This is a genomic window from Bartonella grahamii subsp. shimonis (assembly GCF_036327415.1).
GTDB lineage: Bacteria > Pseudomonadota > Alphaproteobacteria > Rhizobiales > Rhizobiaceae > Bartonella > Bartonella shimonis.
This window is the reverse complement of sequence record NZ_CP123961.1, coordinates 810,529-830,866: the sequence shown is the minus strand read 5'-3', so window position 1 is coordinate 830,866 and position 20,338 is coordinate 810,529. Positions and strand designations below refer to the sequence as shown.

The window sequence follows — 20,338 nt, the reverse complement described above, 5'->3', positions numbered from 1 at the left end:
GGACAGGAGCCCCCATGCATCCGAGAGAGACGATAAGAGAAACATTTGTTACGTTGATCAAAGCAGCAAAGACGGCAGCTGGTGACAATGTTTTCAATATGCGTGATTTCAACTTTTCCGTTGAGAAAATGCCTGCAATTAATATCTCAACACAAAGCGAAACAATTGAAGATGGCTACGATTATGGAGTAAGGCGGCGCGTTTTAACGCTAGATGTTGAATGTTATGCGACATGTGAAGATGGAGCGCGTTTTGTTGACCAATTAGCATGGGAAGTTGAGGAGGTTTTCTACGCTAATCCTAATCTCAACAACACAGTTGAGACATGCCGCCTGCAAAATATTGCTTTTGCCTTTGGCGATAATGGCGCCCTAGCACTCCATGGTGCAATTTTAACCTTTGAAGTCATTTATGTGACAAATATCCCCAACATAGATGAAGAAGAAGGCGGTGTAACAGCAAGAATCGTTGAACCTTTCTTAAGCTTTGAACCAGAAACAGGCGTGGGAAACGAGGACAAATACCATAAAATTGAAGGTGGACATGTTAGAGCGGCGCGATAAAGAAATCACAGATCTAAAGAGACGTGTGGCCAATATGGTTGTGGTGGGTAAAATTAGCCATGTCGACCATAAAAATGCACGCTATCGGGTAAAAAGTGGCAATCTTGTCAGTGACTGGATTCCAGACACCCAAGCCCGCGCCGGTAAAACACGCTCTTATGAAGGGCGTGATATTGGAGAGCAAGTGATTGTTATCGCGTCATCTGGAGATTTATCACAAGGGGTGATTGTTGGTTCACTTCATACCGATGCTAATCAAGCCGCCGATAAGGGCAGCATTCACCGAACGATATACCCTGATGGAACCAGCCTTGAATATGATGATGAACAAAACACTTATGGAATTCACATCAAATCCGGTGGAAAATTTATCCTGACAATCGCTGATGGTGTGTCACTAAAAGGTGATGGTGGCAAGCTAGAGCTTACAGCACCGGAAGGTATAAAGATTGTTTCAGAAAGCGATATAAATTTAAACGCAAAAGGCGGCATCTCTTTGAAGGCTGGTGATGGCATTTCACTGAATTCGAATGATAGTCTCTCTCTTCATTCTGGGAGTAATGTTTCCATTCACTCAAGTGGATTAAGACATAACGGCACCAATGTAGGAGCAACACATGTTCATGGCGGTGTTTTCCCTGGTGGCTCGATGACAGGAGGTCCCAATTGAACAGTGGAATGGACCGTACAACAGGAAAGCCATTAACCGGAATTGATCATTTGCGCCAATCAATCCTTGACATTTTGTCAACGCGGATTGGTTCGCGTGTCATGCGGCGTGATTATGGTTCACGCGTTGCAGAACTCATTGATGCTCCAGTGAATAATGCTTTTGCTGTTGCTCTTTATGCCGCTGTTGCTGAGGCTTTAGACAAGTGGGAACCGCGTTTTAAACTGAAAAAAATTGATTTTAAAATGGTTGAGGCTGGACAAGTTTCTTTGTCCTTTGAAGGCATTTATTTGCCATCAGGCAAGCCCATTACCATGGAAGGATTACTGATAAAATGAATGGAGTGCTTGCAAAACCGGAAATCATCACAGAACTTTCTTTTGAGGAAATACGCGCTGCTGCTCTTGCCCATTTAAAAGAGCTTTTGCCTGAATATACCATTCTTGAAAGTGATCCGGCTGTAAAAGTCATTGAGGCTTTTAGCTATCGAGAGTTGCTTTTAAGACAGCGTATTAACGAAGCGGCACGCAACAACATTCTTGATTTTGCAACCGGTGAATCTCTTGACGCTTTGGGAAACTGGCATGGTCTTGCCCGCATGGAGGGTGAAAGTGACGAGAGATATCGTGAACGCATAGAGCTTCATGCCCGTGGTGGCAATGGTAGCGGGACAGAGCCCTATTACAAGCTTATAGCCTTAACAGCCGATAGTCGTGTTAAGGATGCGATTGTTTATCGGAAAGGCAAAGACCCAACCATCTATGTTGCTCTTTTTGGCAACAATGAAGAAGGAACGGCCTCTGAAGATCTCATACAAACAGTTTCAGAAGCTCTTCACAGAAAAAATATCATCATGACCAATGATACAATCATTGTTCACGCTGCTGTTAAAAAAGTGCTGGATTTAGAAGCAGATGTTTGGCTGTTACCAGAAACATCTTTGAAAATTCTCACAACAATGGAAACAAATTTAAGAGCAGCATGGCAACAAGAACAAGCCATTGGTCGTGAATTAAGTTTGTCGTGGTGGATTTCAAAACTCATGATTGCTGGTGTCCAAAAAGTGATCGCCATTACCCCAACAAGGGACAGTACGGTTTGTGATGAAGAAGTTTTATCGATTGGAAAAATCACCTTAAACTTTAAAGGGCGTGCGCGCTAATGGTTGGTTCCCTTCTTCCCACAAACGCAACAGAATTTGAAAAGCGCCTTGCCGATGCTTGCGATTTTCATCAAGATATTGATGGTTCTGTTTTGGGGATTTCACGCGCAAAACTAATCACACGCCCTCCCCGCTTCTTGCCATGGTTGATTGAAGAATACGGGCTTGGAGAGCTTACGCCTTATGTTCCAAACCTCTATGATTTAATTGATCAGGGTCTTGCATGGCAGAGGATACGTGGCTCTGTAGCCGCCGTCGATATGGGGCTTGAATGGCTTGGACTTTCTGCACAATTCACGCCCGCATGGCCAGAGCGTGCTTGGTGGAATTCCTTTCAACTTGAATTTGATCAGTTGCCTGAACAAACACAGCTTGAAGCCATTGAAGCCATCACTGACCTTTCCAAAAGTTTGCGCTCTGATTTTCGCCGTGGGACCTATGGTTATGATGTGCAAGCCTTGGAAGGCAATATGTCACGCCTTGATGACAGCATGTTGGAGTATGAAAGCGGTGTTCGCTTAACAGCTGGGAATACTTTGTTTTCCTTTGGGCGCACAACAGAGATAGAGTGCGTTCTCACAAAAGAAGAAGGCAAACTCATTGGCAATTGGATAGATGATGGGGATGAAGAATTAAGCTGGGACCAAATCGATTACCCATGGGACATGGCAAATTTTCCGTGGTGTTCGGTCAAAAAACATGAACGCGATATATTGATGGCAGAATGGTTTCATGGTCGCACGCTTTATCTCGTGTTAAGAGACAGCCAAGATGGCGTGATTGGGTATCGCAGATGCTCTGCTGTAGCGCCTGTCGAACAGGCTTTGGAGGGTGTGTACAGCCATTGTGGTAACAGATTTAACCCTTCCACAACAGGCACTCTGTTGTTTCTTGCTGCCCGTACAGATTTTCATGATGTTGACGGGAAACAAGCAGCCTTTGTTTCCATTCTCGTTCACGGCATTCCAAAACAAGATATCCCTCTTGATATCCCTTTGGGCAAGCTTTGGTGTGACGCCAATGAACTAAATGGTGGTGTGGAGATACTCAAAACGCCCATTAATATTCCTTTGCGTGCCGATGTTCGCGAACAATTCAAGATTTTATTGAGGTTTTAACATGAAGCATGAAAGTGGTTTACCCTTTGCAATTGACAGATCTCGCGGCAAAGAGGAACAACAAAGCGTTGTCTTCTATGGCATGCGTCCCTTTATTCAAGCGGGTGAACTGAATGAGGTTCAAACCATTATAAGGGGACGGCATGACCGCTTGGGGCGCCTTGTTGCACAAGAAGGAGACCGCGTTGAACGCGCCGATGCTTTTGTCAACAAAGAGACGAAGACCGTCACATTAACGGATGGCAAGATTTATATCGCAGGTGATATTTTCCCCGTTGCACCCGCTGTACTCAACAATGTTTCCATGATTGGGCGCTTGGAAATTGGTGTGAAGCTGCAAAAAAAATGGGTAACCCATGAGGATGATCCAGAGCTGTTGGGGCAAGTCCCTGGCACCTTGGCAGAAGGAGAGCCTGGTGCTGCACGCGAAACAGCAAAGCTTGTTTGGGCCCTGAAAGAGGATGCGCAAAGTGGCACTTTCTTTCCCGTTTATATTTTACAAGATGGTGTTCTGATTGATCAAAAATCCCCCTCACTGCTTGAACCCGCCATGCAAGCCATTGCGACTTATGACAGAGCCCATGGACATTATATCGTGAGGGGCTGCCGTGTGAGCGCATTGGGAGCCAATAACGGTTGCCAAGTGTTTAGCATTCAAGAAGGGGAAGCCAATATCAATGGCTTTAAACGTAAGCGCTTAGCCGCCTTGCGCCATGAAGAGCGCGAGGATTTTGCTAGCGGTTTGGTGCCTAGCGAAACACATATTTTTGCGCCTCCAAAAGGGAAAACAAGTTTTACCTTTAAACCCTATTATTTTCCTATTGCCGATATTCAGTCTCTTTTGTTGACAAAAGAGAAAACCGTTAATGTCACCCGTGGTGCGGTTGCTTCTGGGCGTGATGGTGTTCCTGATAAAAGCATCACCGCGTTTATCAAAGTTGTTCAAGGAAGCAAGGAATTTAAAGAAGGTACAGATTTTAAAAAAACCGGAGACACCATTGATTGGGCGCCCGTAGGAGACGAACCTTTAGCAGGGAGCAGCTATAAGGTGACTTACCGTTACCGCGCAAAAATCACAGCTGATAAAGTAACAGCGCAGGAAATCACTGTCTCAGGTGGGGCGCAAGGTGGTGATATTATCGTCAGTTACACTTATAAATTGCCCCGCATTGACCGTATAGGACTGAACACAGGAGGCAATGTGGTTTACATCAAAGGTATCTCAGCAGATCACCCCATGGCACCCAGTGTCCCTGATGATGTGTTGTCCCTTGCAACGATCACCAACAATTGGCTTGAAACACCACTTGTGGTCAATGATGGCACACGTGTTGCCCCCTATGATGAGATGTGGCGCTATTTTCAACGGGTGCTCTCCCTTGACCGTCTCATGCAATTAGAGCGCATTAAAAGCAATGTGGACTCTAAAGAACCTGTTGCCAAAAAAGGTATGTTTGCTGATCCCTTTCTTGATGATAGTTACAGAGATGAAGGCTTTCAACAAACCGGCGCAGTTGGCAATGGCATTTTGCAACTTGCCATTGACCCAACATTCTACACTGCTCCTTTAAAAGCGCCTGTTACGCTTGACTGGACAAATGAAGTGATCATTGCGCAAGAGTTGACAACGGCTTGCGAAAAAATCAATCCTTATCAAAATTTTGCACCCCTGCCTGGTACAGTAACCCTTACCCCCGCGACAGACTTTTGGCATGAACAGCGCACCGATTGGCTCTCTGGTGTCACCAATCAGATTATCATGGGCAGGAACCGTGGCAGAACTATCCGTAACACAGAAGTGCATGATGACTTGGTCAATGAGACTCAAGAGCAAATCGATTTCTTAAGACAAATTACCCTTCACTTTAAAATTGAAGGTTTTGGCAGTAGCGAAATCTCGGAAAGTCTTACCTTTGATGGTGTGAATATCTTGCCAAAGAACCAGCTTGTTGCCGATAGACAAGGCACCGTTGAGGGCACTTTTAAGATTCCACAAAACATCACTGCTGGCACAAAAAATGTTGTGGCACGGGGGAAAGGTGGAACCATTGCAACGGGGCTTTTTACTGGTCAAGGTGTGATTGATGTGAAAGTGATGCGGCGCACCACCACGGTGAAGATATGGACGCAATTTGACCCACAAGCGCAAGTTTTTACCCCCGATGAAACACGGCAAATCACAGGAATTGACTTTCATCTTTGCAAAATCGGTAATCAAAACCATGATCTGGTGATTGATTTGGTAACCACAGAAAATGGCTATCCGACCGCCGATATTCAAGCACAAAGCTTTTATTCCATGAAGGGCGCAAAGGGAGGTTGGGCAGAAGCACGCTATGATGTACCACTCCTTGTCCCCGATGACCGCTTAACGGCTTTTGTCATTAAAACCGATGATGCTGATCATTCTGTCTCACTGGCAAAGCTTGGGGATTTTGATGCAGAACACCAGAGATACGTCTCAAGCCACCCTTACGTGACCGGTCCACGCTTTTCTTCTGTCAATGCGCAGAGCTGGACAGCGCACCAAGATGAGGCCTTAGCCTTTCGAGTGTTAGCCGCACGTTATACACAAACAGAAAAAACCATTGATCTTGGCACTTATGATCTTGTTGATTGTTCTGATTTGCAAGTGCGTGCAGCGATTGAATTGCCTTCAAGCGATTGTTCTGTCATCTTTGAGATTGAACGAAACAATGGCACAATTTATCAACTGCTTCCCTTTCAATTACTCAGTCTTACTGAATATATCAGTGAAAAGATAAAACTTCGTGCCATTCTCAAAGGGACAGAGAAGCTCTCACCTGTTTTGTTTGCACCTGTGCAATTGATTGCGGGAAAGATTCATAAGGAAGCTACTTATGTTACCCGTGCTTTTGCCTTTGGGGAAAAGGCAAGGTTAACGAGTTATATCAAAACCTTTTTACCAGGTGGCGCAACCTTCTCACTCGAGATGCAGCTGGATGATGGTGCTTTTGTTCCTCTCACATTAGACGAAACAGAACAACTCGCTGAACCACTTTGGACAGAACGCAAATTTGTGAGTGGTGACAAAGGCGCCAAACAAGCACGCTTGAAATTGACCCTTACCGGTGGACCGGCGGCGCGCTCCATGGTGAGTGATTTTGGCGCCGGCATATTATGAGGGAAAATGAGAGATGACAAAAACCAAAAAACTCGACATGGAATTGCCTAAAGAAGGACGCTTTATCAGTTCTGAATTTCCAATCTTGCGCGATAATCTCAATAAACTTGATCAAGCTCTTATAACGGTTGAGGAAAAGGTAGAGGGAAAAGCACCTTCAAAACACATGCATACAATAAGTGATGTTGCAGATCTTGAAGCAGCCCTTAAGTCCAAAATGGCAGCCGATAAAACCTTCACTTTTGCCGATTTAAGCGATATCGAGGGCGCTAAGGACGCCGCCAACAATTATGTTCTCTATAAATCAAGCAATAATAACTTCACCTTTGGCAGTGCTATCTCCCTATTAGGCGCACACCAACATAAAACCGAAGATATTGTGGGGCTTGATGATTTTAGAGCTAAGATCAATGAAGATCTCACAAGCTATGGTCGTTTAGCCAGCCCCAATGAATGGCAAAGTTATAACAAATTTACCAGTAAAGTCACTATGGGTGGTGATTTGGAACTGTTAGGTAATTCGTCGTTTAATCTTATCCATAACAACAAAGTCGTTAGCAGTCTAAGCACAAGTGGCAGCATGTTGAAAGGACCGCTTAAAGTCGATGGTGATATTGTTTATACCAAATCACAAGTGGATGCAGCTATACTGGCACAAATAAAGAATCTTAAAAAAGATTTGACTGATAAAATCACCAATTGGCCGGCCCTTGCTGATGCTGAATTGCTCTATACACAGGATGGGAAAATTCAGTGGCCCGTCTGGGTCACTGATAAAACTAAAGTTGAGATCCAAGCTTGGGGTGGTGGGGGTAGTGGTGGTAGAGCGTTTGGGATAGGATTAGGAGAGGAGGAGGAGGTGGTGGTGGTTGTTCCGTCTGGTATGGCTATAAAGTCAGTTTAAACGGTCACGAGGATATCATCATTGGTAAAGGAGGGGCTTCTATTGCAAAGAATTTTGTAAGCGGTAAGCCTGGAGGAACAACAGTTGTTGGAAAGAATTTTATTACCGCTACAGGAGGAAAAGGTGGTGGGGGAGCTGACGCCCGTATCTCTCACTCGATTACTGGGAGTACGACTTCCTTCTATTCAGGCTCTGGTGGTGCTGGAGGCGTGGGAGGAAATTTTGGTTTAGCAACAAACGAACATCCAGGACTTGCTAAAGGTGGAAATGGTTGTGCTGGAACGAGTGGAAACAATGGAAAAACAAGCGGTAATGGCGGTGATGCTGGGGGTGATACATCAAGGGGGGGCTCTGGAGGAACGGGACAAGGCTCATATAGTTCAGGAAAAGCGGGGCGTGGCTTTGGGGGTGGTGGAGCAGGTTCTCATGGGACTGATTGTTCAAGTGGTGCTGGGGCTGATGGTGCTGTTTTTATAAGATTATGGAAAGAATGAATACAAAACCAAAGAGAGCGCAAGTCAAATGGATAGCTGTTCTATAAGCAGGCTTTATATGTTTTTAAAGTCTTTTTATCGCTCTTTCAAAGCTCTTTTAAAGGGCTTTTTTTGACTGACAGTGTCAGGCTTATGGAGCATGGTGATGCTTGTTATTGTCTCTCCATTGATTTGGAGAGCAAAATGGCAATAGAATTTAATCATGGTATTCGCATTGTAGAGGCTGGTGAGGATTCCCGTCCTTTAGCAACATTTGATCAAACCGCCATTGGGGCGGTTGTTACAGCCCCTGATGCGGATGCAGAGATCTATCCCCTCAACGAGCCTGTTCTTCTCTTTACGCATGAGGTGGAGAAATAGGATAATGTTCTGTTTCATAAGCTTCAATTAACAAAACAAGAGTTTTCATTCTATCAAATTCTGGAGTATTCTCTTTAGGTTGATTGTCAAACATTGCAGACACAATTTCTAAAGCTTCTTGATAATCTCTTTCAGTGCGAAGTGGTTTGATATTCATTTCTTATAGTTCTACAGTATTCCATTAACAATATTTAACTGTAACATTTTTGTTGACAATTGTCACTTAATACATTACATTTTACTTAAAATAAAGTTGTTGAGTTTGCTATGATCAAAACATTTAAAAATAAAGACCTACAATCTCTCTGGGAAACAGGAAAAAGTAAGATTGATAGCAGGCTTCAACAGCGTATTATTCGCCGTCTTGATACTCTTGACGCAGCTTCTCAAGTTAGTGATATCAATGTACCAGGTTATAATTTTCATATGCTTAAAGGCTTTACTCCAACTCGCTACACAATTCATATCAACGGTCCTTGGTGTATCACTTTTGAATTTAAAGACAGACACGTTTACCATGTTGATCTAGAGCAATACCATTGAAGGTTTTAAGATTAATTGTAAAGGAAACTATCCATGACTACACGCAATCCTAATCGTTGTCCTTCTCATCCAGGAGAAATTTTAGCCGAATCCTTAGAACATTTAAATGTAAGCAAAACCGAAATTGCTCGGATTCTTCAAATATCACGCCAGCACTTGCACGGCATCCTTAAAGGAGAACGTCCAGTCACAGCCGTAACAGCGGCTCGCATTGGTAAATTGTTAGGAAATGGACCAGCTCTCTGGCTACAGCTTCAAGCCAATTATGATACATGGCATGCCTTAAGAGACATTGATGTCTCTTCTATTCCAACACTAGAAGTTAATAAAAAAGTGGATATACAAATGGAACAGAGCCATTAACCACCTCCCCGCCTAAAAGACGAGGAGATAAATCGTGTCTTTAACTTAAGCTACTTTTGCAACAGGGCACTCCAAAGTAGGAGCATAGGCTCGCAACAAAGACTCTATAATCGGAGGTGGCCTTAAAGTTCCAAAATTTGTAATCATTGCTAGAATCCTGAGTGCATTTGGCGATTCATCTTGAAGTTTTAAAATCAAAGCTTTTTCTATTGCATCCATGGTTTCAATCAGAGCATTAAAAGCTTTATCTTCAACATCATCACGATCAGAAAATTGAAACAATGCCACCCACAAATCACATAAAAAGTCTATACTGGTATTCATTTATAAAAACATTACATTGCCACTTGACAATGTAGCGACAATATGAATAATCGAATCAGGTGCCTAACAAACACCTTAGAACCATAAGCGGATTGGTTGCCGAAATAATCAGTCTTCTATACATTAAAGACTTTGACTCATTATATGCTACATGCGTATAATAATATCTGTCGGGTGTGGTTACGCTATACAATACCCTTGCGGGGAAAGTGTAACGACGGACTTATGGCCGTGTTTGTTAGCGCCCGGCACTCTTTTTGAGTGTCATTAACAAACGTCTAACCATAAGGAATTCATTATGAATACTCTTATAGAAATTAGAGAACAGGTTATTGATCAGGAAACTGTTCAAACTGTTAACGCTCGTGATTTGCATGCGTTTTTAGAAGTAGGTAAAGATTTCTCTACTTGGATTAAATATCGCATCAACAAATATAATTTATTAGAAAATCAGGATTATTTAGTTTTCACCAACTTTGGGGAAAACCTCCAAGGAGGTCGTCCCTCTAAAGATTATCATCTAACTTTAAGCGTAGCTAAAGAACTTTCTATGCTTGAGAATAATAAGAAAGGTAGAGAAGCGCGTTTATACTTTATCAAATGTGAACGGCTTTTGAAACAAGTAGCAACCCCACAGATAGCAACACCACAAGTTGACTACTCTAAACCCGAAGCCTTACTTGGTGTCTTAAATCACTTACAAAGCCAAATAGAGCAGAAAGATCATGTTATTGCTGAATTAGCACCAAAAGCAGAAGCACTTGATGGTTTAAAACGCTCTGATGGTTTGTTTGGTTTGATAGAAGCAGCAAAAATGCTTGAAGTACGACCAAAAGATTTAACGGATTACTTGCGAAAACATGATTGGGTGTATCGACGTGCTCCAGGAGCGCCTCTGTTACCTTATCAAGATAAAATAAAGAAAGGCTTTATGGATTGCCCTGCTATTACTATTCAAAGACCGGACGGAACAGAAAAGGTGCTGCCTTCAACAAAAATTACCTCCAGAGGTTTGGCATGTTTAAGAGAACAAATCCATGGAGGTGTACAATGAATAGCAGTGCCGACTTTTTATGTGATTTGTGGATAGCATTATCTCAATTTTCTAGACATGAAAATATGAGTGACAAAGATTGTACCGCTCTGGTTGACACTATGAGTGTCATAGAAAAAGCTTTGATTTTAAAACTTCAAGATGAGGTGCCTAATATACTTAAAATCTTAACAGTTCTAACAGATTTTGGAGATTCAGAACTACCACATAGCATGAATCCGTTATTGCAAGCTTATGCTCCTACTTTGGAGAGCCCTATTAAAAAGGTTGCTTAAGTATCTCCCTTCCCCATCTTTAAAGGTGGGGAGTGGACACTAAAGTTACACGTGTGAAACTGGTCGTTCAAGAGGCTGTACAGCCAAACGAAACCCCATGGTACGCAATAAAGCATTCAAGCTGCGGAACTCTGGATTACCTTTTTCTGAAAGTGTACGGTAAAGTTGTGTTGGATTCAGGTTGGCTGCTTTGGCTACAGCTTGAACACCACCATAAGCTTTGGCCATTTGGCGTAGAGTTACAAGCAGTTCACCCTGATCACCATCTGCTAGGATTGCATCAAGGGTAGCCGCTGCCAACTCAGGGTCATCACGGAATATTTCTGCCATTGCATCATCATGGTTACGGTCTTTCATTTTTGCACTCCTTTAATCTTCACGGTTTTGCCAATCACGCCAGCAAGCACATGCACGAGTGATATCAGTCTCTTGTGTTTTTTTGCTGCCACCGCATAATAGCAACAATACGGTCTTTCCAGATTGGACATAATAAACTCGGTAGCCAGGACCAACATTAATACGCAATTCATGAACACCCTCACGAAGCGGCTTGAAATCGCCAAAGTTTCCCTGCTCTAAACGATTAAGGCGGCGAATAATTGCAGTTTTAGCCTGCATATCACGGAGCTTTCGCAGCCAATCAGCTATCAAGTCTTTGCCATCAGAAGTAAGGTAGTGACGTATTTCAAACATGACGTATATTCGTTTATAAACGAATATTTGTCAAGAGGGAGAAGGTCAAGATGCTTCTTCTAAAGCCGCTTGTTCCTTACAATTATTTTGGATAGGCGCTAAACTAATCTGCAAATTTAAAGCACTCAAAACACTGAGAAAAGTAGAAAGTCGTGGGTCACCTTTATCACTTAAAGAACGATAAAGAGATTCGCGATTTAAACCTGTCTCTTGGGAAACAGCTGTCATTCCCTGTTTACGTGCAATGATACCTAATACATGTGCAATATAACCACTATTTTTAGTTTCTAAAGCATCATCTAATAAAATCTTAAAGTCTTCAGGCGTGTTAAAATATTCACTTACATCAAATTTAGTAATTTCCATGTTTTATTTCCTTTACTAATTGAAGGGCTTTTTCGATATCCTTTTGTTGTGTAGATTTATCACCAGCATTCAGTAATAAGATAATCTCTTGCCCTTGTTTTACAAAATAAATCCTATAGCCTGGTCCATAATTTATCTTTAATTCACCAATACCACGAAAATATTTCACGTCTCCTAGAAGCCCATATTCAAGGCGGAAAATACGTGCAGCAACCTTCTTTTGCGCTTGTTTGTCTTTTAATGAGTCTAACCACTCTGTAAAATATAGTGTTTTTTTAACAATAAACATCTGTAGTTTATATGCTACAAAGTTGATAATGTCAAATACATTATTTTGTTCCAATGAAAAAGCTACATAAGTTTTAACAAGCTATCTTTTCGAATGGGAAAGATGTCAATTTTTTAATCCAGCTCTGCTTTTTGCGGGGCTTTTTTTATGGAGCAACATATGCGAAAAATATCATCAGAAGGACTAGCACTTATCAAACAATGGGAAGGTTTGCGTTTGAACGCCTACAAAGATGCCATTGGGGTGTGGACAATAGGCTATGGACATACAAACAGTGCTGGAAAACCTTTTGTTCACAAAGGCATGACAATCACTGAAAAGCAAGCAGAAGAACTTCTTTGCCAAGATTTAAGACAATTTGAAAATGCCGTTGAACGCGCTGTTACAGTTTCATTAACGGATGAACAATTCGCGGCGTTAGTATCTTTTTGCTATAATGTAGGAACAGGAGCCTTTTGTAATTCGACACTGTTAAAAAAGCTTAATCAAGGTGAATATGAAGCTGTCCCTGCAGAGCTACAGAAATGGACCAAAGCAGGCGGGAGGCGTTTGCAAGGTCTAGCACACCGACGTGCGGCAGAAACAGGCTTATGGGCAAAAGGGGCTTATGTTTCCTCCAATTATCAAACAGTCGAAACGCAAGCACCAACGGGGGTTTTCAAAGCAGAAGCCCTTGCACCGATTATTGGCTCTTTTTCAGGTCTTGGTGGTTTGTTAGCAGGAAATGGACCAATCCAATGGGCATTGGCGACTATTATGCTTTTAGCCGCATGTGCTGGTATTTTCTTTGTTGCTAAACGCTTTCAGGAGCATCGTCTATGATCTTATGGGTGAAAAGAAATCTGATGATAACAGGTGCGGCTTTAGCCGCTTTTTTTATTGCATTAGCAAGAGCATTTACTCTTGGTAAAAAGAGTGAACAGCAAAAGCAAACAGAAAAAGCTTTAAAAGCAGCCACAACACGTCTGGAGGTGGAAAGTGAAGTTAATCAAAAAAGTGATGCTGATGTGCAGGCTGCTCTCTCTGACTGGTTGCGCGACAAATAAATATGTTTCTTCTTGTGTTGGCTGGTTGCCAATTTATTTAGACAAGAAAGATCTGAACGCCATCAGTTCCAATTTAGCAAGAGAGATCTTAAAGCATAACAAGCAGGGTCAACGCTTGTGTGGGTGGAAACATGGCTAGAAAAAAACACAAGACGATATAGAGCTTACAGAAGCAGAAAAAGAAATCCTTCAAGAAATCATCATGACCTATAAAAGTGTAAAAGTGATGTCGCGTTATACGAAATGGATTGTACTCATTATACTCTTATTAGCACTTGATTTTTCACGTATTATGGATGCATTAGTAAGTATTTTTACACAAAAACCAAATATCCGACTCTAAACATACTCTGAGACGCGCGAAACTCTTTAGAAAATGGATCCTTAATTTTGCTCGTCTCATGGAGGCTATCAATAATAGCTTTACACATTTAAAACAGTGGATTTCAAAGAATTAAAAATTTGTTCTATAATAATAACAAATTGTTAATATACGTGCGTTTAATAGGTATATTTCGTAATATTATCGGCTAAAAAGGTGGGAATAATTATGGAAAACGTCGCAGTTCAAAAACAAGAAAAGAATAAAACTGAAAAGTTTTCTATGAAAGAAAATCTTGCTGGAAGAGTTCGTCGTTTTCCTAAACCGTCCACTGAAATGGAAGCTTTGCAGCCTGTTTTTGAAGCGGTAAGCAACGCTATTCACGCGCTTGAAGATTCTAAGCAAGAAGATTACAAAAGCGCGGGTAACATAGATATAGAAATCAAAGATATAGATAAAAATGAAACACTTGAAGTTATAGTTAAAGACAATGGTGTAGGATTGGATGATGAGCACTTTCAAGCTTTTTGCACTGTAGATACTAATTTTAAATTAGAAAAAGAAGGAAAAGGAGTTGGGCGGCTGCTATGGTTGGATGCCTTTAAGAAAATACGAGTTAAAAGTATATTCCTTGAAGAAGATCAGCTTTACCAGAGAAGCTTTACATTTTGTTTGGAAGAGGAAAATCAGATTCTTGATCATTCAAAAATACCTCTTATTAATCAAGAAGTAACCGGAACAGAAATTATTTTTACCGGTTTAAGAGATGTAGCGTACCAAAAACATTTTCCACGCGAAACTGAAGCAATTATCGATCATATTGGGGCACATTTTTTTTCAGATTTAATTTTAGAACAACTTCCTCAAATAACTTTTCGTGATGATCAGATGTCTGTCAATTTAGCGCAGAAAGTTAAAAAATATTTAGTAGAAAATAGGGGAGAGATTACACTTGAAACCGCAGATTTTGGTTTATTAAAAATTCGTAATTTTATTTGTATGGCGGATGCTAACCTTAACTTTAAAGGGAAGAACCACTATCTACATCTTTTCGCACATGATCGTACTGTGACTACTGAAAGCATCGATAACCTTATTGGTTTCGGAAAATTTGGAGACCAAGGGCTAGTGTATCATGGTTGCATAAGTGGTCAGTATTTAGATGATAGAGTTAATCAAGAAAGAACGCATTTTTCTTTTAAGAATAAAATATTGAAAAATATTTTACGTTCCGTTGCTAACAATATTGTAGATAGCGTTCTTGCTCCAGAAAATGAAGAATACGAAGAAAAACGTTTAAATAAATTAAAAGAATTTTGTAGAACACATCCTTCCTATTGTTTTGATAGTTATGAAAAACTATTAGAAAAACTTCCTAAATCTGCAAAGGATACAGAAGACTTTGTTAAGACACTGGCTATTCATAAGCTTCGAAGAGAAAAAAAGCAAAATTTGAGAATTGAAAACATATACCGTGAAATTACTAAAGGGAATACTAATACATACAGCTTTTCCCAAAAAATTTCTGAACTTGCAAAAGAAGTTAAAGATGAAGAAACAAGACAGTTAGCAGAGTATGTTATACGTCGTAAAGTTATACTTGATATTTTAGGAGAATTAATAATAGAGGTTAAGAAAAATGTTAATGGTCAAGAAGTCCCGCATCTAGAGAAAACATTGCATGAACTTATTTGTCCAATGCGTGTTCGGGGCGATGATCCTGAATCTCAGGAAAATTTAACGCATGATTTATGGATTATTGATGAGCGATTAACATTTACAAAATACTTCGCTTCGGATGTGTCTATCAAAAAAATCGCGAAGAATAGTACAAAAAGAATTCGTCCTGATTTATTATGTTATGATAAATTGCATGCTCTAGGACTTGAAGGTCGTCTTGATGCAGATCTGGACAAGTTAATGTTGGTGGAGTTTAAAAGACCAGGTCAGAAAACATATAAAACGGGTTACACCCCCATGGAACAAATAAACATATACCTTAATGAACTTAAAGGAAAAAGTATAAAGACATTTGATAATAAGAAAATAAAGATTTCAGAGCAGTGTGTTTTTTATTGTTATATTATTGCCGATATAGAAGGTGAACTTAAAACGCAAACGTCGACATGGCAGAAAACAGCTAATGGGCGAGGGAGAACTACTCTTCTACAAGGTGATTTTCGAGGATCCGTTGAAATAATAGAATGGAATGATTTATTGCAGGATGCAAAATTAAGGAATGAAGCATTTATTTCTAGATTAAAGGTTTAATTTTTAGATGCGATAGACAATATCTTCGCACATTTAAAACAGTGGCTAACCAAAAACTGAAAGCTTTATCCCCTCCCCGTTTTTGAAACGGGGAGATGAATCGTGTTTTAAACTAAGCGGCTTTCATAACAGATTTTTCTAAAACCTGTTTTGCTTCTTTAATGAGAGCTTTGTATTTTCTGTTCTCTTCATCTACTCTGAAGGCATCAAGAAGACGCATATGAATAGGACCTAAAAGATATAAAACTTTTTCGCCAGCGTTCATACCTTCCCAATAGCTTGGCAAATCAAAGCGTGTATCATTATCATAATCAACAGCTTGGTTTCTCAGTTTCTTTTCACACTCAATAAAATAACGGCGTGCTTGACGTCCTTTCTCGTTACGTTCAACCATGGAAAGTTCTTTCGCCATGTCTAAGGTGAGGTGATATTCTTTGCTGATAACATTTTTACGTTTCCCAATTTTGGGAAGCGTTAAAATATAGTCTTTTCCCTCTTCAAATTCATACTGATTAATGCGGTTCGTAATCCAAGTAGCAAAACGTTTTCCTATTGCCAAAAACGTATGCAATTCACGTGCATTGACCGTTTGAACAATTTCCTGATCAATTGTTAGTTCTTTAATTTCTATGAGAGTGTTCATAATGAACTCCTAGTTGTTAGAGGTTTCTTAATGACACTCTAAAAGAGTGCCGGGCTCTAAGAAACACGGCAACTAGCCCGTCGTTATGCTTTCCCCCGAAAGGGTATTATATGGCATAACCACACCCGACAATATCCATTATATGCATGTAGCATACAATGAGTCAAAGCTTTTAAATTGCGGAAAACGAGTTATTTCGGCAACCAATCCGCTAGTTGTTTTAAGGTGTTTCTTAGGCACCTGATTCGAAAATACACATTACATAAATAATGTCAAGCCTTTCCTGATATAAAAGACGCCCACTGCTCTAAAAGAACATGTCGCTGTTCTAAAAAATCCGTTCGCATATAAGCTTTTGTCACTGAACTCCCAACGGAATGCGCAAGAACAGTTTCGGCAATCTCAAACGGTGTTGACGTTGTCTCTGCTATCCAATCCCGTAAGCTTGAACGAAAACCATGGGGACGATAAGTCAAACCACAAACTGTCATATATTTTGCCATGGTGGCATCAGAAATGGGGTTGCCTCTAAGACCAGCAAATAAAAAACCATTCTTTTCAAAGGGGAGAGTTTTTTCAATAACTCTCAAAGCTTCATGACTTAATGGCACGCGAAAATCTGAAACTTTTCCCACAATACCCTTCATATTTTCTTTTGGTATTGTCCATATATTTTTATCTATTTGTTCAAGACGCAAATATCGCAATGGATATGATCGTGCTCCCGTCAAAATAAGGAGCTTTAGTGCTAAATTGGAAAGGATCTTATCATCCAAGCTCTGAAAAAAACCGGCACTTCTTGCCATGGCATAGCAGGAATACTTGTTGATGTCGCACGTGGTTTTCCTAAAAGCGCGCGTGCCTTCATACAAGCCTGTAGATCAACATCTAAACCAAGAGCCGCTGCATATTTCAAACAAATATTGATACGGTTAAGTGCTTTTCGCGCTGTGTCTGCTTTTTCATGCCAAAGGGATGCGAGAACATTGCGAATGATATTGACTGTTAATTTTTCTATAGGTAAATTACCTATGTGTGGAATCACGTGCAACTCTAGTGGAGAAAACCAGCGGCCGTTTTTACCTTCATTTTTCAACTCTGCTTTTTTGCTTTCAAAAGCTGCCTGCGCAATTTCTTTAAACATATTGCTTTGCTGTTTTAAGACGGTCTGTTCTCGAAAGACAATAGGATCATTGCCTTCTTTGAGAATATCACTATAGTATCTTGCAAGCTCGCGCGCCTCTTTTAAAGAGAGTTTCGTAACAGGACCAAGCCCCATTTCACGGCGCTTATTGTGGTGCGTATAGCGAAAAAACCAAGAGCGGATATTGTCTTTTCGAACATTTAACCCTAGCCCTGCCCCGTCACAATATTTTCCTTGTGGAGAGGACTTTACAAGTAATGCTGATAACCGATGAATAGCCCTCACTTAACGTCCCCTCTCGTCCACCTTTTCAAGCATTGCTCGTCCACCTTTTTTGGTCCACCTTTTAGACCAACTTTAATTTCTGATTTGAGATTTTTTCTTTAATTCTTAATTCTTTTATTGGAACATAAAAGATTATAGACATCAATATGCTCTTACACATCTTGATACAAATTGATTCTTGTTGCTAAGCCCCTGCTTGCAGCGTCTGAGCACCACACTCTATCTTTACTACATGCAACTTATTTTTTTTATTGATTTTTTAAAGATGGGGGAATGTTTTTTTAACATTCCTCTACAACAGTAGCATTTTTCTTTCTTTTCGCTTCATGCATTGCTTCTAATATTTCTTTGAATTTTTCTAAATCATTATCCTTTTGTGAAAAGAGATCTAAAAGTCTAACAAACGTGCCAACAGCTTCACGACTTAACGGATCGGAGCTCTTGATCGTAAAACTTTTGCGACAAGCATCCGACTCTCTTCTCAAAATTTCTGCTGCCTCTTGATCTAAAGAGTGAGTTCAATGATCTTTTCTTCCATTCCTACTGGTACAAGCTTTTTTCCAATCTTTGTACCCACAAAGTCATATTTATGATTTTCCAAGTTTACGTAATCCTGCTTTCCATCACTTAAGATATATAACGTATCTGCCATGTTTTGAGTATTATAAGCTGGTCCAAAGAAATTAATCGTTGTTTCCTTTGCTATACCATGAACACCATGCTTTTCTAAATCATGCGATCCATTGCCCGCTGTCATACTGCCGCGGCTATGCGCATCAACATGCAATCCTATATTGCCAAGGCTATACAACAGATTCTGGTACTTCTTCGTCGAATTGGTCAGAGCACCCAACTTACCTTCTAGAAAATACTGATACCCTGCAATGAACCCCTCTACCAAGAGCGAATCGCTATGGGGAAACATCAGAAAATAGTGTGGATCATTCTTGTTATCAGCCAACTGAACCGCATTATGGGCTGCTTCATCTGGTGTTGTAAAAATACCATTGAGAAAAACATGAACCTTGCCATCAGAACCTTTTTGTAAATTCTGTTGTTCTTCAGGCGTTAAATAATGATATTGCGGCTGTGGATTTCCATGACTGTCTTTTATATATTTCCCATTTTCATCTTTTGCATAGATCACATTGCCATTTTCATCGTGATCCACGGTAGCCAGATAATGCTTTTTGATAAACATGTTTATAAAGCTCTGTTCAAAGGTATTAAATCCTTCATCCGATAAATCATTGATCATATCCACGCGATTATGCACTGCTCCCTCAAGCGGTGCGACATCTAGCTGTCCTACTGCCTGGTGGGCTGTAGCGGTGTTGCGGTTGAGAGAGCCAATGATTTGTCCAGCGTCTTGCCCCATCGCCCTCTGTCCAGTTGTATCGGTTAGGATGATACTCCCATCACTGATAGCAGATTTGGTTTCCCCTTCTGCTCCATCCTTGGCTTTTCCATGACTTAAAGCATTTTTAGCAATATTTTTTATCATATCATTCCCAGAAAGGCTAACCCCTTGACTGCTGGCTTTAGCATGCGTACTGTTGGTGATATCACTGGTGCTAATGCTTCCTGTGGTCAGGCTGTTTTTTCCTGCCGGCGCGGTGCTTTCAATAATACCTCCGGCCAGAGTTGTTTTGTCTTTAACGTTGATCTTAAAGCCGCCATCACCCGCTTTAATGCCTGATTGTTCCACAACACTGTGATAATCGCTAGAGGATTTATCCTTGTTCAAGGATATATTGGTTGTGGCTGCATCATCCTTTTTTCCACCATTAAAGCCAATGGAAAGAGAATTTTGTTTGCTAGAACTTTGTCCCGTATCACTCTGGCTTTTTATGGTCAAGCTTCCTCCCACATCCACTTTGACTTGATTTCCAGAAACCACAGCGCCTGCCAATGTGGTGTTTCCTCCACTGTTGGTATGAACCGTTCCGGTGCCTATAATATGGCTGTTTTTGTGATGCACTTCCTCACTGGAACCCTTGCCTTTACCAAAGGAAGCATTCCCCATCCACCCTGTACCACCGGTACCATAACTATACCCAACATTCATTGAAGCGTTTTCACTGCTGTTTTGAGTGCTTTGCGTGTTTTGCGCACTTTCAAAGGTGATATGTTGTCTTGCATCCAAGGTGATATTCCCGCTCTGCTCATCATTTGCATAGACTGGATTGGTACCAGCGATAATATCAGCGCCAATACTATGGATGCTGCCTTTGTGGGCATGCATGTCTTCTGGCGTTCAATAGGAAGACTGAGGGAACAATCGCGCCATTCCAAGCGAAGGCA

Annotated in this window: 21 protein-coding genes and 5 pseudogenes; 16 read left to right on the top strand and 10 right to left on the bottom strand. The window is 40.9% G+C overall.

Annotated elements, in window-relative coordinates:
- Positions 1-14 precede the first annotated feature (14 nt).
- The 8 genes and pseudogenes from QHG57_RS03645 to QHG57_RS03605 all read left to right on the top strand — a co-directional run.
- Positions 15-563 (top strand): hypothetical protein, encoded by a 549-nt coding sequence (locus QHG57_RS03645; protein WP_330169490.1) that lies wholly within the window; start codon positions 15-17, stop codon positions 561-563.
- Complete coding sequence (locus QHG57_RS03640) at positions 544-1,233, top strand: phage baseplate assembly protein V (protein WP_330169489.1); 690 nt, start codon at positions 544-546, stop codon at positions 1,231-1,233. The genes QHG57_RS03645 and QHG57_RS03640 overlap by 20 nt, the downstream gene beginning before the upstream one ends.
- Positions 1,230-1,571, top strand: a complete 342-nt coding sequence (locus tag QHG57_RS03635; protein ID WP_330168542.1) for a GPW/gp25 family protein — start codon at positions 1,230-1,232, stop codon at positions 1,569-1,571. Before QHG57_RS03640 ends, QHG57_RS03635 begins: the two co-directional genes overlap by 4 nt.
- Positions 1,568-2,395, top strand: a complete 828-nt coding sequence (locus QHG57_RS03630) for a baseplate J/gp47 family protein (RefSeq protein WP_330168541.1) — start codon at positions 1,568-1,570, stop codon at positions 2,393-2,395. Before QHG57_RS03635 ends, QHG57_RS03630 begins: the two co-directional genes overlap by 4 nt.
- On the top strand, positions 2,395-3,513 hold the full coding sequence (locus QHG57_RS03625; RefSeq protein WP_330169488.1) for a phage tail protein: 1,119 nt from the start codon (positions 2,395-2,397) through the stop codon (positions 3,511-3,513). Before QHG57_RS03630 ends, QHG57_RS03625 begins: the two co-directional genes overlap by 1 nt.
- Position 3,514: 1 nt before the next feature.
- Entirely contained in the window at positions 3,515-6,658 is a 3,144-nt protein-coding gene (locus QHG57_RS03620; RefSeq protein ID WP_330169487.1) for a DUF4815 domain-containing protein, read from the top strand.
- A gap of 13 nt (positions 6,659-6,671) precedes the next feature.
- Positions 6,672-8,056, top strand: a pseudogene (locus QHG57_RS09755) (Bgr_08870 family protein).
- A gap of 183 nt (positions 8,057-8,239) precedes the next feature.
- Positions 8,240-8,413, top strand: a pseudogene (locus QHG57_RS03605) (phage tail protein); the annotation flags it as partial.
- On the opposite strand, the gene QHG57_RS03600 reads toward QHG57_RS03605, so the two are convergent.
- On the bottom strand, positions 8,394-8,573 hold the full coding sequence (locus tag QHG57_RS03600) for a hypothetical protein (protein WP_330169484.1): 180 nt from the start codon (positions 8,571-8,573) through the stop codon (positions 8,394-8,396). The pseudogene QHG57_RS03605 and the gene QHG57_RS03600 sit on opposite strands and share 20 nt — an antisense overlap.
- Positions 8,574-8,683: 110 nt before the next feature.
- Here QHG57_RS03600 and QHG57_RS03595 point away from each other — a divergent pair, with 110 nt between their 5' ends.
- Complete coding sequence (locus QHG57_RS03595; RefSeq protein WP_208435033.1) at positions 8,684-8,959, top strand: type II toxin-antitoxin system RelE/ParE family toxin; 276 nt, start codon at positions 8,684-8,686, stop codon at positions 8,957-8,959.
- A gap of 33 nt (positions 8,960-8,992) precedes the next feature.
- Positions 8,993-9,322, top strand: a complete 330-nt coding sequence (locus QHG57_RS03590) for a HigA family addiction module antitoxin (protein ID WP_330169483.1) — start codon at positions 8,993-8,995, stop codon at positions 9,320-9,322.
- A 45-nt stretch (positions 9,323-9,367) separates the two neighbouring features.
- On the opposite strand, the gene QHG57_RS03585 is transcribed toward QHG57_RS03590, so the two are convergent.
- A complete protein-coding gene (locus tag QHG57_RS03585; protein WP_330169482.1) occupies positions 9,368-9,646 on the bottom strand; it encodes a hypothetical protein in 279 nt (92 codons plus the stop codon).
- Between the two features lie 298 nt (positions 9,647-9,944).
- On the opposite strand from QHG57_RS03585, the gene QHG57_RS03580 reads away from it, so the two are divergent.
- Positions 9,945-10,700, top strand: coding sequence for an antA/AntB antirepressor family protein (locus QHG57_RS03580; RefSeq protein ID WP_330169481.1), 756 nt, complete (start codon positions 9,945-9,947; stop codon positions 10,698-10,700).
- Complete coding sequence (locus QHG57_RS03575) at positions 10,697-10,975, top strand: hypothetical protein (protein ID WP_330169480.1); 279 nt, start codon at positions 10,697-10,699, stop codon at positions 10,973-10,975. The genes QHG57_RS03580 and QHG57_RS03575 overlap by 4 nt, the downstream gene beginning before the upstream one ends.
- A gap of 45 nt (positions 10,976-11,020) precedes the next feature.
- Here the strand turns inward: QHG57_RS03575 and QHG57_RS03570 are convergent, their stop codons facing one another.
- The 4 genes from QHG57_RS03570 to QHG57_RS03555 are packed head-to-tail and all read right to left on the bottom strand — an operon-like array spanning position 11,021 to position 12,323.
- A complete protein-coding gene (locus tag QHG57_RS03570) occupies positions 11,021-11,332 on the bottom strand; it encodes a helix-turn-helix domain-containing transcriptional regulator (RefSeq protein WP_330168525.1) in 312 nt (103 codons plus the stop codon).
- Between the two features lie 12 nt (positions 11,333-11,344).
- Entirely contained in the window at positions 11,345-11,668 is a 324-nt protein-coding gene (locus tag QHG57_RS03565; protein ID WP_015857128.1) for a type II toxin-antitoxin system RelE/ParE family toxin, read from the bottom strand.
- 45 nt (positions 11,669-11,713) lie between these two features.
- Positions 11,714-12,034 (bottom strand): addiction module antidote protein, encoded by a 321-nt coding sequence (locus QHG57_RS03560; protein WP_317993626.1) that lies wholly within the window; start codon positions 12,032-12,034, stop codon positions 11,714-11,716.
- Positions 12,021-12,323 carry a type II toxin-antitoxin system RelE/ParE family toxin gene (locus tag QHG57_RS03555; protein WP_330169574.1) on the bottom strand — a complete coding sequence of 101 codons (303 nt, stop codon included), beginning with the start codon at positions 12,321-12,323 and terminating at the stop codon, positions 12,021-12,023. Before QHG57_RS03555 ends, QHG57_RS03560 begins: the two co-directional genes overlap by 14 nt.
- Positions 12,324-12,482: 159 nt before the next feature.
- Between QHG57_RS03555 and bgtA the strand changes: the two genes are divergently transcribed.
- From bgtA to QHG57_RS03530, 4 genes are all read left to right on the top strand, one after another.
- On the top strand, positions 12,483-13,145 hold the full coding sequence (gene bgtA / locus QHG57_RS03550) for a gene transfer agent endolysin BgtA (protein ID WP_330168524.1): 663 nt from the start codon (positions 12,483-12,485) through the stop codon (positions 13,143-13,145).
- Positions 13,142-13,369 (top strand): hypothetical protein, encoded by a 228-nt coding sequence (locus QHG57_RS03545; protein ID WP_330169479.1) that lies wholly within the window; start codon positions 13,142-13,144, stop codon positions 13,367-13,369. Before bgtA ends, QHG57_RS03545 begins: the two co-directional genes overlap by 4 nt.
- Before the next feature lie 157 nt (positions 13,370-13,526).
- Positions 13,527-13,712 (top strand): hypothetical protein, encoded by a 186-nt coding sequence (locus tag QHG57_RS03535; RefSeq protein ID WP_330169573.1) that lies wholly within the window; start codon positions 13,527-13,529, stop codon positions 13,710-13,712.
- 207 nt (positions 13,713-13,919) lie between these two features.
- On the top strand, positions 13,920-15,962 hold the full coding sequence (locus tag QHG57_RS03530) for an ATP-binding protein (protein ID WP_330169477.1): 2,043 nt from the start codon (positions 13,920-13,922) through the stop codon (positions 15,960-15,962).
- A 112-nt stretch (positions 15,963-16,074) separates the two neighbouring features.
- On the opposite strand, the gene QHG57_RS03525 is transcribed toward QHG57_RS03530, so the two are convergent.
- The 4 genes and pseudogenes from QHG57_RS03525 to QHG57_RS03510 form a co-directional block, all read right to left on the bottom strand.
- Positions 16,075-16,605: an antA/AntB antirepressor family protein gene (locus QHG57_RS03525; RefSeq protein WP_330169476.1), complete on the bottom strand. Its 531-nt coding sequence runs from the start codon at positions 16,603-16,605 to the stop codon at positions 16,075-16,077.
- 272 nt (positions 16,606-16,877) lie between these two features.
- Positions 16,878-18,034: pseudogene (locus QHG57_RS03520) on the bottom strand (tyrosine-type recombinase/integrase).
- A 281-nt stretch (positions 18,035-18,315) separates the two neighbouring features.
- Positions 18,316-18,611 (bottom strand): annotated as a pseudogene (locus tag QHG57_RS03515) (XRE family transcriptional regulator).
- Positions 18,594-20,282, bottom strand: a pseudogene (locus tag QHG57_RS03510) (hemagglutinin repeat-containing protein); the annotation flags it as partial. The pseudogenes QHG57_RS03515 and QHG57_RS03510, both read right to left, overlap by 18 nt.
- Between the last annotated feature and the right edge of the window lie 56 nt (positions 20,283-20,338).

Bases quoted from the DNA above. Each gene is read 5' to 3' on its own strand.
- QHG57_RS03645 (WP_330169490.1), top strand. From the start codon at position 15: ATGCATCCGAGAGAGACGATAAGAGAAACATTTGTTACGTTGATCAAA.
- QHG57_RS03640 (WP_330169489.1), top strand. From the start codon at position 544: ATGTTAGAGCGGCGCGATAAAGAAATCACAGATCTAAAGAGACGTGTG.
- QHG57_RS03630 (WP_330168541.1), top strand. From the start codon at position 1,568: ATGAATGGAGTGCTTGCAAAACCGGAAATCATCACAGAACTTTCTTTT.
- QHG57_RS03625 (WP_330169488.1), top strand. From the start codon at position 2,395: ATGGTTGGTTCCCTTCTTCCCACAAACGCAACAGAATTTGAAAAGCGC.
- QHG57_RS03620 (WP_330169487.1), top strand. From the start codon at position 3,515: ATGAAGCATGAAAGTGGTTTACCCTTTGCAATTGACAGATCTCGCGGC.
- QHG57_RS03600 (WP_330169484.1), bottom strand. From the start codon at position 8,573: ATGAATATCAAACCACTTCGCACTGAAAGAGATTATCAAGAAGCTTTA.
- QHG57_RS03595 (WP_208435033.1), top strand. From the start codon at position 8,684: ATGATCAAAACATTTAAAAATAAAGACCTACAATCTCTCTGGGAAACA.
- QHG57_RS03590 (WP_330169483.1), top strand. From the start codon at position 8,993: ATGACTACACGCAATCCTAATCGTTGTCCTTCTCATCCAGGAGAAATT.
- QHG57_RS03585 (WP_330169482.1), bottom strand. From the start codon at position 9,646: ATGAATACCAGTATAGACTTTTTATGTGATTTGTGGGTGGCATTGTTT.
- QHG57_RS03580 (WP_330169481.1), top strand. From the start codon at position 9,945: ATGAATACTCTTATAGAAATTAGAGAACAGGTTATTGATCAGGAAACT.
- QHG57_RS03575 (WP_330169480.1), top strand. From the start codon at position 10,697: ATGAATAGCAGTGCCGACTTTTTATGTGATTTGTGGATAGCATTATCT.
- QHG57_RS03570 (WP_330168525.1), bottom strand. From the start codon at position 11,332: ATGAAAGACCGTAACCATGATGATGCAATGGCAGAAATATTCCGTGAT.
- QHG57_RS03565 (WP_015857128.1), bottom strand. From the start codon at position 11,668: ATGTTTGAAATACGTCACTACCTTACTTCTGATGGCAAAGACTTGATA.
- QHG57_RS03560 (WP_317993626.1), bottom strand. From the start codon at position 12,034: ATGGAAATTACTAAATTTGATGTAAGTGAATATTTTAACACGCCTGAA.
- QHG57_RS03555 (WP_330169574.1), bottom strand. From the start codon at position 12,323: ATGTTTATTGTTAAAAAAACACTATATTTTACAGAGTGGTTAGACTCA.
- bgtA (WP_330168524.1), top strand. From the start codon at position 12,483: ATGCGAAAAATATCATCAGAAGGACTAGCACTTATCAAACAATGGGAA.
- QHG57_RS03545 (WP_330169479.1), top strand. From the start codon at position 13,142: ATGATCTTATGGGTGAAAAGAAATCTGATGATAACAGGTGCGGCTTTA.
- QHG57_RS03530 (WP_330169477.1), top strand. From the start codon at position 13,920: ATGGAAAACGTCGCAGTTCAAAAACAAGAAAAGAATAAAACTGAAAAG.
- QHG57_RS03525 (WP_330169476.1), bottom strand. From the start codon at position 16,605: ATGAACACTCTCATAGAAATTAAAGAACTAACAATTGATCAGGAAATT.